We start from the raw sequence: 15,012 nt of genomic DNA on the forward strand, positions 1-15,012 counted from the left end.
AGTCAAAAGATCGCAGCCTTCGGCAGCTCCTACAGGGGTGTGCAGGTTTTCATTTTTGCTTGCCCAAAAACTCTCGATACAAGCGCGCGGTGTCTGCGGGCTGTTCGACCATTGGCATATGCCCGACGTGGTCCCACACATCCACCTGCAAATTGGCGATGCCTTTGCTCCAGATCGGCACGCTGCTGACATCGATCAAGCGATCCTTGCGGCCCCACAGCAGCAGCGATGGGCATTTGATGTCGGCCAGTTTTGGCTCCATCGGCGGGCTGGCGCGGAAATCGCGGAAGATCTCTTCCAGTTCATCGCGCTGGTTTTCATAACGCTGGGCGATCGCATCCAGCACGGGTTTCGGCACCCAGGGCGGCGAGGCCATGGTCATCGCATAAAACTGCTGGAATTCTTCCCGGGAGTTGATCAGAAACGGGTTGTGCCCACGGGCCAGGTGGCGCTCCATGTCGCTGACCTCGGGCGCGGCGACGCCGGCCGGGTCGATCAACGCCAGCGAAGCGATCCGCTCCGGATACGTTGCCGCCAGCCAGGCCGCGATGTAACCGCCCATGGAGTTGCCGATCACGTGCACTTTCTCCACGCCGCAGACGTCGAGCAACTGGATCATGCGCTTGGCCTGAACCGCAATGTCGTAGCCGCCACCCGCCTTGAAGCCGGTTTCACCGTGGCCGGCCAGATCCGGAATGATCACCCGGTACTCGCGCACGAAATGCCGGGAGAAGCGCAGCCACAGGTTTTTGTCGCCGCTATAGCCGTGCAGCATCAGGATCGCACTGGGCGCTTCATATGGCCCGCCCTGCCAGGTCGAGACTGTCATCTCGGCGATCGGCACTTCGATCTTGTGCAGTTTGTACAACTTGGCCTCAATGGCCATGTTCAGGTCATACAGCCAATGGCCGACCGCCGGATAACTCAACCAGCTCCAGGCCACGAACACCGCGAGGGCGACAAACAGCAAAAGCATCGACGTCTTCCTTATACGTAGTCAGGACAAAATGTGGTCGGCCGGTTTCAGCGCCCGGGTCAAACGGTGATAGCTGAAACTGAAGCCGGGAAACATCGCGATCACATGACCGCTCTTGCTTTGATACCAACTGTGGCAGCCGCCGGACTTCCAGACCGTGCGCTCCATCTCCCGGTGGATCATTGCAGTGTAGGTACGTTCTGCCTCGGGGCGCACTTCGATGCTGCGCAGACCTTTGGCTTGCACGGTGCGGATGCAGTCGATGATGTAGTTCATCTGCGATTCGATGATGAACAGCGCCGAAGTGTGGCCAATACCGGTATTGGGCCCGGTGACGATAAACAGGTTGGGAAAGTCCGGCAGGCTGGTGCCGAGGTAGGCGCGAGGATATTCGGCCCAGACATCTCTGAGTTGCACGGCGTTCTTTCCGCTGACGGGGTAGGAAATAACGCCGTCGGTAGCGTCATAACCGGTCGACCAGACGATCAGATCAACATCGATGTGCTCGCCGTCCTGGGTGTTGATTCCGCTTTCATCGATTGACGCGATGCCCTGCTCGCGGCTGTGCAGGCTGACATTGGGCCGGGTCAGTGCCGGGTAGTAGGTGCTGGAGACCAGCACCCGTTTACAGCCGATGGTGAAGTCCGGCGTGAGTTTTTGCTGGAGCACGGGATCGGGCACTTGGCGTTTGAGAAAGCGCAGCGCCTGTTTCTGCACCATGTGAATCGCCGGTTTCGAGTATTTGAAGGCGATCACCCGTGTCTCGAACTGCCAGTAAATCAACCAGCGCAGCAGTTTGTAGGCCGGTTTCAAACCGAGTAACCAGCGCTGAAACGGCCCGAATACGCGATCGGCTCGCGGCAGCACCCAATGCGGCGTGCGTTGGAATACATGCAGTTGCTCAACCTGCGGGGCGATCACCGGGATTACCTGCGCGGCGCTGGCTCCGCTGCCGACGATGGCCACGCGTTTACCGCGATAGTCGTAGCTGTGATCCCAATTGTTTGTATGAAATGTCTTGCCCTGAAAGCGATCCTGCCCAGGGAAGTGCGGGATTACCGGTTGGCTCAATGGCCCGCTGGCATTGATCAGGAACTGCGCATGGAACGTGCCTTTGGTGGCGGTGTGGACGGCCCAGCGTTTTTCCGTGTCATCCCACTCGACGTGTTCGACATTGGCTTGCAGCTCCACGCGCTCACGCAGGCCGAACGTATCGATCACGTGCTCGGTATAGCGATGCAATTCCGCTTGTGCTGCAAACATCTGTGACCAGCGGTACGGCGCGAACGACAGCGAATAAAGCGGGGAGGGCACATCCACCGCCGCGCCGGGGTAGGTGTTCTGGCACCAGGTGCCGCCAAAGAAGTCGCGCCGTTCCAGCAAGCGAAAATCGTCGATCCCGGCCTTGAGCAGGTTGATCGCCGCGCACTGACCGCCAAATCCGCTGCCGATGATCAACACTTGGTAAGTCTGCATGGGCCTCCTTCTTATAGTTGTTTTTCCGTTTTACTCCTTTCATGTATAGCCAAAAATTTGCACTGTGCCCGGTCGCAAGGGTTACCGCATCTTTCCCCATTCCTCCGTCCACCCCAAAACCCTGTAGGAGCTGTCGAGTAAAACGAGGCTGCGATCTTTTGATCTTGTTTTAAGGTTCAAAATCAAAGGATCGCAGCGTGCCGCAGCTCCTGCATTCAGGGCGCTGACCGGTGATGGCTATTTAACGTTGCCCTGTTAGACTCCGAAGACGTCCGCCCTGCACTTTGCAGGTTCCGTCGAGTGGTCGAGGCCCTTATGGGAAAAACGGGAGGAAAGGGACTTTCATTGGCCAGGAGGCTGTACACATCGAGAGTCCTCGGGCTGCTGCTTGGGCTTTTGTGTGTGTCTGTGTCGATGTACTCGCTCGATCCGCCGTTGTGGGTCTGGGCGCTGATGTTGTCCAATGGCCTGGTCTGGCCTCATCTGGCTTATCAGCTGGCGCGCCGCGCTCGAGTGCCTTTTCATGCCGAACATCGCAACCTGTTGATCGACGCCTTTTTCGGCGGCTTCTGGGTCGCCGCCATGCACTTCAATCCACTGCCTACTGCAACAACCATCTCGATGATGGCGATGAACAACGTTGCCATCGGTGGGGCGCGTTTTCTGCTGGCCGGTTCTGCGGCGCAGCTGCTAGGCGTCGGCGTTGGGTTGGTGGTGTTTGCCCCGGCGTTCATTCCGCAAACCACGCCGGCGCAGATGTATGCCTGTTTCCCGCTGCTGCTGTTGTACCCGTTGGCGCTCGGCTGGATCTGCTTTCGGCAGGCCTATACGCTGGGCGTGCATAAACGTGAATTGCTGGCGCTGAGCCGCACCGACAGCCTCACTGGCCTGCTCAATCACGGTGCGTGGAAGGATCAACTGGAAATCGCCTTTCAGCGTTGCAAACGGCAGAAGCAGGGCGCGGCCATTGCGTTGATCGACATCGACCATTTCAAGGCAATCAACGACACCTACGGGCATGTGGCCGGCGATATTGTGTTGCGACAATTGAGCAAGATGCTCAAGCAGAACCTGCGTGCGACCGACGTAGCCGGGCGTTACGGCGGCGATGAGTTCTGCGTGATTCTGCCGGAGTTGCCGCTGTTCAATGCGGCCCAGGCCATGGAGGCGTTGCGTGAGCGTTTCGCGACGTTGGGTTATGAGCAGAATCCGGCGTTGAAGGTCAGTTTGAGTATTGGCCTGGCGGCGTACGATCCGGCGCACCCCGATGCGACCCGTTGGCTCAGTGATGCCGATCAGGCGCTGTATGAAGCCAAGGCGAGCGGACGGAACCGGGTGATTTGTAACAGCGATAGTTTGCCAAAGCAGCCGTTGCTGGACTCGGTCTGAGATAAATCCCCCCTGTTGGAGCTGCGGGAACCACGTCGGATTTGTGGTGCGGCCGCCCCTCACCCTAACCCTCTCCCGGAGGGAGAGGGGACTGACCGCGTTGTTTGCAGTCAATGCAGCAACCTGCCAGATCAATTTGAATTCACGATTTCCATTCAGCGCGGTGTATCACGTCGGCGCCGGTCCCGAGCATCTCCCAATCAGTTCCCTCTCCCTCTGGGAGAGGGTTAGGGTGAGGGCTATTTCGTAGGAAAAGTGGAAGGCATGAGCGGCGCACAACTTTCCAAGACGTTTCCTACAACGTACCCTGTTGCCGCGTTTCGGTCTCGACCCCTATAGTTCGGGCTCGCGGAGTTTATCGCGAACGACCTTGGCCGGTCGGAAACCTGAAACGCAGCAGCTTGCATCGTGTTATGGCAGCTGTGCGCGGGACACCTGCGGGTGTGCCGGATCTTTCAGGTATCTGGTCGGCCAACCCGCACACAGCTGCCACCTTATTCGTTTGGCCGCGAACGGTGGTTGCGACACCTGGAGATACACCGATGAACGACCAAGTAACGCCACGCTACCTCCCCATCGACACCTACGACGCCGAATCCCCGGTGCTCTTCATCAATACTCACAAAGAACTCAGCGACATGGCGGCCTGCGCGATGCACCGGTTTGTGGTCGTGCGCGATTTGGCGGACACCTTGTCCAGCCTCAACCTCAAAGGCATTTCAGACGTTGACCTGACGCGGGTCACCAGCGCGGTGCACCTGTTGATGCGGGAAGGGTGTGCAATTCTGGATGTGATTCAAGCGCGGGCGGCGCAGCGGGAAGAGGCTTACAAAACACCGGTGTAGCGGCTGGCCCCTTCGCTGGCAAGCCAGCTCCCACAGGGTTTTATGGTGACCGCAAGTTTGTCGCCAATCACATAACCTGTGGGAGCCTGGCTTGCCAGCGATGGCGTCAGCTCGGCCAGCACATCACTCCTTGACGCTCATATATTCCTTCGCCCAGAGAATGTATTCCTCCGGCTGGGTGTAGGTGTGCGTCAGTTCGGTCGCGCTCAGGTCGGAGGCCTGGGTAAAGATCTGCCGCTGTTCACGCAAGCTGTCGTATGTGGCCTTGATCGCCGCGAAGTAAGCGCCGTGGCCGTCGATGGTCACGCGCACACCCAGTTCGGCCAGACGCTTGTCGTCGCGCAGCGCCGGGTTGCCGTAGGTGACCAGCATCAGTGGCACGGTCAGGTGCTCGGCGATCTGCTCTAGCTGATCGAAGTCCTGCACGCCAACCATGCAAATGCCATCGGCACCCGCACCCTGGTACTGGCGGGTGCGGCTGATGATTTCCTGGATCGGCAGGATCCCGGCATTGGTGCGGGCGATGATCGCCATTTCCGTGTCAACCCGGGCTTCCAGCGCCGCGCGAATTTTGCCAACGCCTTCGGCCACGGTGATCAGGTCGGTGGATTTGCGCCCGAATTGCGCGGGCAACAAGGTGTCTTCGATGGTCAGGGCGGCGACGCCGGCGCGTTCCAGTTCGACGATGGTGCGCATCACGTTGAGGGCGTTGCCATAGCCGTGGTCGGCGTCGGCAATCACCGGCAATTGGGCGACGCGGCCGATGCGGGTGGCTTGTTCAGCGAACTCGCTGAGGGTGATCAAGGCAAAGTCCGGGGCGCCCAGCACCTGCAACGAGGCCACGGAGCCACCGAGAATCCCTACTTCAAAACCCAGGTCAGCGGCAATCCGGGCGGACATCGGGTCGAACACCGAAGCCGTGTGGTAGCAAGTGTCGGAGGCCAGCAGTTGACGGAAATTGCGGCGCAAATCTTGATGAGAAAGCCTGGTCATACGAGTTCCACCAATACCAAAGGAATGGAACGGCTTGAGCAAAGGTGTCAACGCCGAAGGATGAAAAGGCTATCACGCGAATGGGTCAAGGATCATGACGAATTTTCGAGGGGGGCATTTTCAGATGATCTTTAGCTGAAAGGATTCATCTTTGGTGCGGGGATTTGACTGTGGGGAAGGATTTATCTGTGGTGAGCAGATCTGTAAGGGCAGGGAATTTACCTGTGGCGAGGGGATTTATCCCCGATGGGCTGCGAAGCGGCCCCCTTATCCGCACAACTGATTTTCTTTCGGGTACATCGCGGTTACCGGTTTTGCGACTGCTGCGCAGCCGATCGGGGATAAATCCCCTCGCCACAGGAGGTTTTCCATAACGGGGAGAATGTGATCCCCGAGGTTCAGGCAGCCACAGCCTGTTGCTGTTGATTGGGCAGCATCACCGCCCGCACCGAATTCCCCGGTTGCAGCTGCAGGCGTTTGGCCGTGAGACGGTCGATGACCAGGCTGCTGCCGACCCGGCGCGCCGGTGCGACGGTGATACGGCAGTTTTCCAGGCGCCGGTTGTGGATCAGCCACAGCGGTGCCTGTTCGTCCGGGCTGCCAAGGCTCAAGGACAATTCCAGGCTGTCACGTACCGTGCGGATGTTGCGGATCGGCGCTTCAATGACCGGCCCACCGTCGAAAATATCGATATAGCCCTTGTGGGCGAAACCCTCGGCCTGAAGGATTTTCAGCGCCGGCTCAGTGTTCGGGTGCGCCTGACCGATGGCCGCCTGTGCCTGTTCGGTGAGCAGGCAGGTGTACAGCGGTTGGCGCGGCATCAGTTCGGCGATGAACGACTTGTTGCCCAGCCCCGACAGGTGATCGGCGTGGCAGAAATCCATCTGGAAGAAGTGCCGGCCAAGGCTGTCCCAGAACGGCGAACAGCCCGTTTCATCGGCGCTGCCGCGCAGTTCGGCGATCATCTTCTCGCCAAACAGATGCGGAAACTCGGCAACGAACAACAGGCGCCCCAGCGACAGCAAGCGACCGTTGCTGCCGTGGCGATGGTCATGGCCCAGGAACAACGAGCACAGTTCCGATTGCCCGGTCAGTTCGTTGTTGAGGAACAGGGTCGGGATCTGCCGTTGAATGCCCAGATCCGGCGCCGAACTCACGGTCAACCCGACCCGATAGTTGTACCAGGGTTCACGCAGGCCGACCGCCCCGGCCAACGCACTGACACCGACCACACGCATGTCATCGTCTTCGAGCACGAACAGATAATCGGCGTCGGCACGCTCGACCTGCTCGGCGAACGCACGTTGTGCCCAGCGCACCCGGTGGGACAGGCGATCTTCATTGACCGGCAGGGTGGTGAACCCCGGGCCGGCCTGTTCTACCAGCGCCATCAAGGCTCGCAGGTCGCTGATTTTAACCGGGCGGACAATCATGCTGTAACTCCTTCTGCGCGCCTGTTCGGGCACTGTCGTTGAGTGCGGAACCGGGCGTGGTTCACAGGGCGATCAGCCGAATCGGGCTGCCATTGGTCACGTTCAGCGCCGCACACATTGCAGGGGTGAGGGACAGGGGTTGATCGGGTTGATAATCCAGTTCGGCGACGATGGCGCGAAAACCGTGCAGCGCATCATTGCTCAGCAGGTAACGGCCACGGGCATCAATGTGGGGTTGTTGCTGCACAGGCGCGATCTGGCTGCGGACGATCGAGTGGATGTTTGTCGTGCGTGCATACAGTGTCGGTCCGGCGTCGAACAGGTCGATGTAGCTGTTGGTTTCAAAGCCTTCACGCTCAAGAATGTCGAACGCTTCCTGGCCGTCCGGATGAATCCGGCCGATACAGTCCTGAGCCGCTTGCGGCAGCATCGGGACATAAATCGGGTATTGCGGAAACAATTCGGCGAGAAACGCGCGGCTTTGCATTCCGCACAGCCGCTCGGCTTCGACGTAAGGCAGATCGAAGAAGTGCTTGCCCAGTGCGTCCCAGAACGGCGAATGGCCGTTTTCGTCGCTGTAGCCGACGATTTCGGTGATCACTGCGTCGGCGAAGCGTTGTGCGTGGGCCGCGATGAACAGCAATCGTGCCCGCGAGAGCAATTCGGAGAATGGCGTTCGCACCAGCGCGGCGTCGATATGGAAACCGCGCAGCAGCGTGTGGTCGTTGAGGTCGTGACACAACGACAGCGCCGGCACACCGTGCTCGATGTTCAATTCCCGCGAGGCACTGGTGAAGTGACGGTTGCGCAGGCTGTAGAACGGTTCGTCGAAGCCGGCGGTGGCGAGAATCTCCGAGCAGCCGACCAGACGTTGACTGTCGAGGTCTTCGAGCACGAAGAAGTAGTTCTCCGGGCCGTGGGCCGTGGCGTCACTGGCAAACGAGGCACAGGAACCGGCGATTTTCTCGCGCAATCGCTCGCTGTCGTCCGGCAGGGAGGTTACCCCCACCAGACTGTCACGGGCCAATTGTTGGAGCTGGGTCAGGTCAGTCTGCTCGACTGGGCGTAAGACCAGCATGGATGTACTCCTGTATCAAAAGGTTCGGCAAATTTGCCGAACCTGACTATCACTGTCGGTTTCCACGCATTAAATCGGCGGTCGCCTGATTTGTTGTCAGACGCCGCTCTTTTTCTTGTCAGCCGTTGCTCGGGTCAGGCAGCGCGGTACTGGCGCTGAACTTGTTGAGGAAGAACAGGTACACCAGGCCCAGAGCGATCCAGATCAGGCCGAGTTTCTGCGCATCGACACCCATGTTGACCATGATGGCCGCGACGATGATGAAGCCGATCACCGGGCAGATCAGGTGGCGCACAACCTGACCGGACTTTTGCCGACGCCAGTAGTAGTTGATCACTGTCAGGTGCAACAGCATGAAACCGCTGAGTGCGCCGAAGTTGACCAGCGAGGTCAGGGTGTCGACCGAGTTGATGAACAGGTAGCAGATCACCAGCGACAGCACCGCCACCAGATAAATGCTCATGTACGGCGTGTTGTGTTTCGGATGAACCCTGGCCAGTATTTTTGGCAGCTTGCCGTCACGGGCCATGCCGAACAGCAGGCGCGACACAGCAGATTGCGAAGTGACCGCCACAGCGATACCCCAGGACAGCGCCGTGGTGATAGCCGTCAGGGTCGCCAGCCAGCTACCGGCTGCGAGTTCGGCGATTTCATAGAACGCGGTGTCGGCGGACTTGAAGTCCAGGCCTGCTGCCAGATCGGTAGCGATCCAGGTTTGCACCACGAAAATCGTGCCCATTACCACCAGCGTGATCAACGAAGCTTTGCCAACACTACGACCCGGGTCGCCCTTGATTTCTTCGGCGAGGGTGGAAATCGCATCGAAGCCCAGGAACGACAGCACGGCAATCGACACGGCTTGCATCAGCAGGGCGAAGTTGAAGGTTTGCGGGTTGTACAGCGGCGCCAACGTCAGCTCGCCATTGCCGCCACCGTTGTGCAGGGCGGTCCAGGCATAGAACAGGAAGATGCCCAGCACGACCAGTTGCGCCAGCAGAAAGACAATGTTCATCCGTGCGGTAAACGTGATTCCGCGCAAGTTGACGAAGGTGGCGCTGACGAGGAATGCCAGAATGAAGCCGACCTTCGGAATGTCCGGGTACAAGTGGTTGAGCGCCATCGCCGCGTACACGTACAGCAGCGGCGGGATCAGCAGGTAGTCAAGCAGCATCAGCCACCCGGCGATGAAGCCGACGTGTTGATTGAGGCCGCGTTGCGCGTAGGAATACACCGAGCCTGCAACCGGAAAAGCGCGGGCCATGCTGCCGTAGCTCAACGCGGTAAACACCATGGCCACCATGCCGATGATGTACGCCAGCGGCACCATCCCCGGTGCCTCGGCGTTGACGTAGCCATACACGCCGAACGGGGCGATGGGGATCATGAAGATCATCCCATACACCACCAGGTCGGTGAGCGTCAGGCTACGTTTCAACTCTTGCTTGTAGCCGAATTCTTCAATTTCCATGAAGCGCAACTCCTTGTAAGCCAATCAGTCGTTTTAGTTGTTATATCGGTCCATCGTTTACAGCTTCAGCAGTGTTTTCCATTACAGCAGTGGCGCGAGGTATCCAGCCCAGCGCGACACCGCTTCGGGGCTGCGCAGCAAGTCGTTGCGCACCTCGATCAGCACCGAATCCAGGCCACGGGCATCGCCGTGTACCGGGACTGTCATGTCGCCCAGCGGATCAATCCTGTACGGCTGATTACCCGCGACTACCAGCGGATGTGCTTCGAGGCCGTCGAGCACTTGTTGGGCGTAGGCCTTGGCCTGGCCAAACAGCACACCGACTTCCATGGTGCGCGGCTGGCCGTAATACACCGGCGTAAAGCTGTGAATCCCGACTATGCGCACCGGTTGGCCCTTGGCAATGCGCGCGTCGATCAGTGTTTGCAAGCGCGTGTGAAACGGCTTGAACAGCGTCTGCCGGCGGTACTCGCGCGTGGCTTCGTCCAGCTCGCGGTTGCCCGGCACCTGATAGATCTCGCTCTGCGCCGGAATGCTGTCGGGGGCATGTCGTGGCCGATTGAGGTCGATCAGTAGCCGCGAATAGTTGGCGCTCAACAGCGTTGCGCCGAGTGTTGCCGACAATTGCTCGGCCAGTTCCAGTGCGCCGATGTCCCAGGCGATGTGCTCGCGGGCGGCTGTATCGTCCAGGCCCAGATTGTTCAGGGCCTCGGGGATGTAGCAGCTGGCGTGCTCGCACACCAGAATCAACGGATGCGTCGAGTCGGCGCGGCTCAGGTTGTAGACCGGTCTGGTAAACAACCCCAGCTCGGCGGATTCAGTACACGCGTGCATAGTGCTCACAAAGTTCAGCGATCGAGAGCTGTTCCGTCAGCGCCAGTTCCTCGGTTTTAAGGGCGTAATAACTGTCGAGCAACGGTTTGGGCAGCCATTCGTTGAGGGCTGTACTGTCGCGCAGGCAATCCAGTGCCTGAGCCAGCGAGGCGGGCAGGGCAACGATGCCCCGCGCCTGACGTTGCTCGTCATTGAGTGAATCGGGGATTTCATTGGTGATTGCGTTCAGCGCCAGACGCTGTTCGATGCCCAGTCGTCCGGCGATCAGCAGTGCAGCCATCGCCAAATGCGGCGAGGCGGTGGCGTCCATGGCGCGAAATTCCAGGTTGAACTGCTTCGCCACGGATTTGCTGCCCAACGTCGAAGTCGGGCAGATGCGCAACGCCGCTTCGCGGTTCTGTTGCCCCAGGCAGGCGTAAGAGGCGCTCCAGTGATGTGGCTGCAAGCGCTCGTACGAGAGCGGTGTCGGTGCGGTGATTGCACACAGCGCCGGCAAGTAATGCAGGATTCCCGCCGCCCAATGCTGGCCGAGGCTCGACAGACCATTGCTGGTGCCTGCGTCGTAGAGCATCGGCTGGCCGTCCAGATCAAGCAGGCTGACGTGCAGGTGCACACCGTTGCACATCGCCTCCGCGGCAGTCTTCGGTGCGAAGCTCAGGTCCAGGCCCATCTGCCGGGCGATCTCACGGGCGATTTCGCGCACGTTCACCGCGCGGTCTGCGGCCGCGACGCCCAGCGCTGGTCGGCAAGTGATTTCGAATTGATGCTTGCCGTACTCGGGCAGAAACATCTCCGGCTCGACGCCGCCGGCACGCAGAGCGCTGAGCAGCCAGCCGCCGAACTCGGCGCCCTGACGCTGGGCTTCAAGCGAGAACGCCGGAGGTTCGGCAAGGTCTGCATGCAGGTTGAATTCGTGTTCGAACGCGGCGTTGACCTGCAAGCCCAAATCGTCGCGGTAACGCTCGACCTCATCGCGCAGCAGCGTGCGCGGGCAGGCGCCGAATGGCTGGCCATCGGTTTCGCGAAGATCGCCGTGGATGAAGTCCAGCGGCGGGGCGTTCACATCCGGCCCGTTGCTCACGGTGACGCGGCTGCTCAGATCCGGAACCAGGCGCAAGTCGCCATAAGCGCCCCACGGGCTGGTCGAAGCGATGGAATCCTGCGGGGTCAGGGCGCTGTTGGCTGGCACCCAGCCACAACCGGGGGCTTGGTAATGCTCAAGTTCGTCGGTGGGGAACGAGCGGCCACGAGTAATGCCGATCAGGTCAGTAGTGACGATAGTGGTCATCGGCAGCGGCGTCAGACGGGCGCTCATGGCTGCATCTCCTGCAACCGGCCGAGCACGGTGTCGGTGTCGGTGATCCAGCAGTAACCCTTGATCGCGTTCAGGCAGGCGTGATGGCGTTCGGCAGTGCGGGTGGCGCAGGCGTCTTCGACCAGGGTCACCAGATAACCGCGGTCGGCAGCGTCGCGCACGGCCATGTCCACGCACTGATCGGTAACGATGCCGGCGATGATCAAATGGCGGGTCGCGAGGTTGCGCAGCACATAGTCGATGTTGGTCGAGTTGAAGACCCCGGAGGACGTTTTCGGCAAGAAGATTTCGTTTTCTGCGGGCGTCAGTTCGGCGATGATCTGTGCCTGCGGGCTGCCCTTGGGGACGTTCAGATTCGACAGTTTGTGGTCCAGCGAACGATCGCGGCCATCGGCGGTAAGGCTCTCGATGACGGTGTGCAGCACGTTCTGCTGCGCCTCGCGAAAGCCATTCAGCAGGCGTTGTTGATTGGGCACGACATGCGTCTGGACGCGGTTCAGAAAGTATTCGCCATCCGGACTTGTGAGGTGAGGTTCAAACTGCGGATCGAGCCAGGCGCGCTGCATGTCAACCAGCAACAAGGCCGTATGGTCGGTGACAAATGGCAGGTCTCGCGGCGAGCGGTGTGGAAGGGTGAACATCCTTATTTATCCTCCAGAAGGTGCGTATTGAAGTCGTTGCGCAGGGCGTCGATGCCTTCCAGGCGATCGGCCAGATTCGTGGTGCGCAGGGTCAGGCTGGCGATCAGTGCTTCGACTTGCGCCAGCGCCGGCACCATGGTGTCGAACGGCGAGGCTGACTCTACGGGGGCGCTGATAATCAGGTCGGCTAGTTCGCGCAGTGGCGAGGCGTAGATGTCGGTGAAGAGCACCACTCGCGCGTTGTTGTTTTTCGCCGCGCTGGCCACGCGTAGGGCCTGGGACTGGTAGCGGCGATAGTCAAACAGCAACACCACATCCTGGCGTTGCAGATCGAACAGGCGATCAGGCAGTTGCGCGTTGTCTTCCAGTGCAAAGCAGCCGGTGCGCAGCAGGCGCAAGTGATTGAGCAAGTAGCTCGCCAGCAGGCTGCTGAAGCGTCCGCCGAAGCAGTGCACCTGATGCCGGGTATCGAGTAGCCAATCCGTGAGGATGCGCACGTCTTTGGGTTGAGTCAGCGATTGCGTTTCAACCAGCAGGCGATGGCTGTCGGCCAGATAATGACCCCAGGCGTCGTCCTTGTTTTGCTGGGCTCGCGGTTGCAGCAGGGTGCGCGGTGAGCGCAGGCGATGATCCATGTCGCTGAGCAGCGCATCCTGGAACTCGGCATAACCGCCGAAACCGAGTTTTTTCACCAGGCGCACGATGGTCGGGTCGCTGACGCCGGCGTGTTCGGCCAGACGTGCCATTGGTCCCAGACCGTTGCGTGGGTATTGATCAAGCAGGGCGCGAACGACTTTGCGTTCTGACGGTGTCAGATCGAGGCCGGGATCGGTGATCAGGTCTCTGAGAGGGGGCATCCTGGCTCCTGCTGGATGGGTGTGTCGAATTCGTTTCACAATCCGTTAAAACAGTATTTATGTAACTGACGCTACATGTCTAGTGAATTTTTCAGTGTGTTGAAAAGGCCCTGAAATGGGGCAAGATGCTTGTGTAACAAGGGCTACACGGTTGGCGACAAGCTTTGTAGTCCATTGCCCATGGGCATGTCAGACATTGCCGATTTTTTGGCATCTTAAAGTGATAAGGCGATGCAGCTAACAGCCTTGAAGCCCTTGATGTACGGCACAATTGCCCACTAACCGGCATTGCGCCGTGGTTTTTCATGACTCTCGACAGAGTGATTGATTGTGCACACCACCCGTTTGACCCTGATGTGCCACGCGCGAACCGTCGCACAAAAACTGGCGCGTTTTCCTACGAATGAGCCTGTTGAAAATATCGGCCCGGCTTCTGACGTATTGGCTGCGCGCTTCGACGCCTCACGGCGCCTGATCTGTGCGCCTGAACTGCGTACACGTCAGACCGCCGCGTGGTTGGGTGCCGACGCACATATTGATCAAGCGCTGCGCGATTGCGATTGGGGGCAGTGGCACGGGCAGGCGATCAAGGATCTGCAACGCTCGCAAACTGCGGCGCTACAGGAATGGCTGGAAGATCCGCACGCCACGCCCCATGGCGGTGAATCGATCGCGCAGGTGTGTGAGCGTGTGTCGAGGTGGCTGGTCAGTCTGCAAACCACGCCGGGGCACGTGGTGGCGGTCACGCATCCGTTCATCATCCGTGCTGCGTTGATTCACGTTATGCAGGGCTCGGCGTTTCATGACATTGATGTCGAGCCGTTGTCAGCGGTTGAACTTCGCTTCACCGGGCGCTGGCGGCTACGCTTGCCAGGTCATGACATTGAAGGAACACGCTGATGAAGCAGCTGCTGGTGATCGGTATCGGCGCCGGTAATCCGGACTACATCACGATGCAGGCGGTGAAAGCGCTGAATCGGGTGGATGTGTTCTTTTTGCTGGATAAGGGCCAGAGCAAGGACAAATTGATCGATCTGCGCCGCGAGATTTGTCAGCGCTATATCACCGATCCAGCGTATCGCTTCGTCGAAGCCCACAGCCCGGAACGCGAGCGCGGCGACGTGGACTACATCGCCAGCGTCGATGATCTGAACCGCACCAAGCAGCAAACCTTCGAACGGCTGATCAACGACGAATTGTCTGACGGGGAGTGCGGCGGTTTTCTGGTGTGGGGCGATCCGGCGTTGTACGACAGCACCCTCCGCATCCTGCACGCGATACTGGCGTCGGGCCGCTGTGCCTTCGAGTTTGAAGTGATCCCTGGGATTACCAGCGTTCAGGCCTTGGCGGCGCAGCACAAGGTGCCGTTGAATACCATCGGCCGCTCGGTTGAAATCACCACCGGCCGGCGCCTAGCAGCAGGGCAGGTAAGTGATGCCGACAGTTTGGTGGTGATGCTCGATGCCGAAGATTCCTACCACCATGTGGCTGATCCGCAGACAGAGATTTTTTGGGGGGCTTACCTGGGCACGCCGGATGAGATCTTGATCAGCGGCAAACTTGGCGATGTGGCGGATGAAATCGAGCGGGTGCGCAAGGCTGCGCGGTTGGAGCATGGATGGATCATGGATACGTATTTGCTGCGCAAGCCTTAGATCTTTGGTGCTTGAATGGGCCCCTTCGCGAGCAGGCTCGCTCCCACATCGA

The 15,012-nt window shown here is 59.6% G+C and carries 14 protein-coding genes; 4 read left to right on the forward strand and 10 right to left on the reverse strand.

Annotation, left to right across the window (positions count from 1 at the left end; genetic code table 11):
* Window positions 1–49: 49 nt before the first annotated feature.
* Window positions 50–976 (reverse strand): alpha/beta fold hydrolase, encoded by a 927-nt coding sequence (locus ACA061_RS10725; protein WP_210701876.1) that lies wholly within the window; start codon window positions 974–976, stop codon window positions 50–52.
* A gap of 21 nt (window positions 977–997) precedes the next feature.
* Window positions 998–2,452: a flavin-containing monooxygenase gene (locus ACA061_RS10730; protein WP_210701877.1), complete on the reverse strand. Its 1,455-nt coding sequence runs from the start codon at window positions 2,450–2,452 to the stop codon at window positions 998–1,000.
* 315 nt (window positions 2,453–2,767) lie between these two features.
* On the opposite strand from ACA061_RS10730, the gene ACA061_RS10735 reads away from it, so the two are divergent.
* Together ACA061_RS10735 and ACA061_RS10740 are read left to right on the forward strand one after the other, a co-directional pair.
* Window positions 2,768–3,841: a diguanylate cyclase gene (locus ACA061_RS10735; protein WP_210701878.1), complete on the forward strand. Its 1,074-nt coding sequence runs from the start codon at window positions 2,768–2,770 to the stop codon at window positions 3,839–3,841.
* Window positions 3,842–4,383: 542 nt separating this feature from the next.
* Window positions 4,384–4,686 (forward strand): hypothetical protein, encoded by a 303-nt coding sequence (locus ACA061_RS10740; RefSeq protein WP_497301454.1) that lies wholly within the window; start codon window positions 4,384–4,386, stop codon window positions 4,684–4,686.
* A gap of 123 nt (window positions 4,687–4,809) precedes the next feature.
* Here ACA061_RS10740 and ACA061_RS10745 read toward each other — a convergent pair whose 3' ends face one another.
* The 8 genes from ACA061_RS10745 to ACA061_RS10780 all read right to left on the reverse strand — a co-directional run bounded on the left by ACA061_RS10745 (window position 4,810) and on the right by ACA061_RS10780 (window position 13,305).
* Complete coding sequence (locus ACA061_RS10745; RefSeq protein WP_042559747.1) at window positions 4,810–5,679, reverse strand: isocitrate lyase/PEP mutase family protein; 870 nt, start codon at window positions 5,677–5,679, stop codon at window positions 4,810–4,812.
* Between the two features lie 398 nt (window positions 5,680–6,077).
* Window positions 6,078–7,112 (reverse strand): arginine N-succinyltransferase, encoded by a 1,035-nt coding sequence (gene astA, locus ACA061_RS10750; protein WP_150604532.1) that lies wholly within the window; start codon window positions 7,110–7,112, stop codon window positions 6,078–6,080.
* 61 nt (window positions 7,113–7,173) lie between these two features.
* Entirely contained in the window at window positions 7,174–8,190 is a 1,017-nt protein-coding gene (locus ACA061_RS10755) for an arginine N-succinyltransferase (protein ID WP_497301457.1), read from the reverse strand.
* A gap of 118 nt (window positions 8,191–8,308) precedes the next feature.
* Complete coding sequence (locus ACA061_RS10760; protein ID WP_497301459.1) at window positions 8,309–9,658, reverse strand: APC family permease; 1,350 nt, start codon at window positions 9,656–9,658, stop codon at window positions 8,309–8,311.
* An 81-nt stretch (window positions 9,659–9,739) separates the two neighbouring features.
* Window positions 9,740–10,492 (reverse strand): N-formylglutamate amidohydrolase, encoded by a 753-nt coding sequence (locus ACA061_RS10765; protein ID WP_150616488.1) that lies wholly within the window; start codon window positions 10,490–10,492, stop codon window positions 9,740–9,742.
* Entirely contained in the window at window positions 10,476–11,807 is a 1,332-nt protein-coding gene (locus ACA061_RS10770) for a type I glutamate--ammonia ligase (RefSeq protein ID WP_497301461.1), read from the reverse strand. Before ACA061_RS10770 ends, ACA061_RS10765 begins: the two co-directional genes overlap by 17 nt.
* Window positions 11,804–12,448: a cysteine hydrolase family protein gene (locus tag ACA061_RS10775; protein WP_150616486.1), complete on the reverse strand. Its 645-nt coding sequence runs from the start codon at window positions 12,446–12,448 to the stop codon at window positions 11,804–11,806. Before ACA061_RS10775 ends, ACA061_RS10770 begins: the two co-directional genes overlap by 4 nt.
* A 2-nt stretch (window positions 12,449–12,450) precedes the next feature.
* The gene (locus ACA061_RS10780; RefSeq protein WP_497301462.1) at window positions 12,451–13,305 is read right to left on the reverse strand and encodes a MurR/RpiR family transcriptional regulator; all 855 of its coding nucleotides are present in this window, start codon (window positions 13,303–13,305) and stop codon (window positions 12,451–12,453) included.
* A gap of 330 nt (window positions 13,306–13,635) precedes the next feature.
* Between ACA061_RS10780 and ACA061_RS10785 the strand changes: the two genes are divergently transcribed.
* Both ACA061_RS10785 and cobF read left to right on the forward strand, forming a co-directional pair.
* On the forward strand, window positions 13,636–14,205 hold the full coding sequence (locus ACA061_RS10785) for a histidine phosphatase family protein (protein WP_497301464.1): 570 nt from the start codon (window positions 13,636–13,638) through the stop codon (window positions 14,203–14,205).
* Window positions 14,205–14,960, forward strand: a complete 756-nt coding sequence (cobF, locus tag ACA061_RS10790) for a precorrin-6A synthase (deacetylating) (protein ID WP_210555075.1) — start codon at window positions 14,205–14,207, stop codon at window positions 14,958–14,960. The genes ACA061_RS10785 and cobF overlap by 1 nt, the downstream gene beginning before the upstream one ends.
* Window positions 14,961–15,012: the final 52 nt, after the last annotated feature.

This window comes from Pseudomonas sp. LBUM1668, from assembly GCF_059695715.1.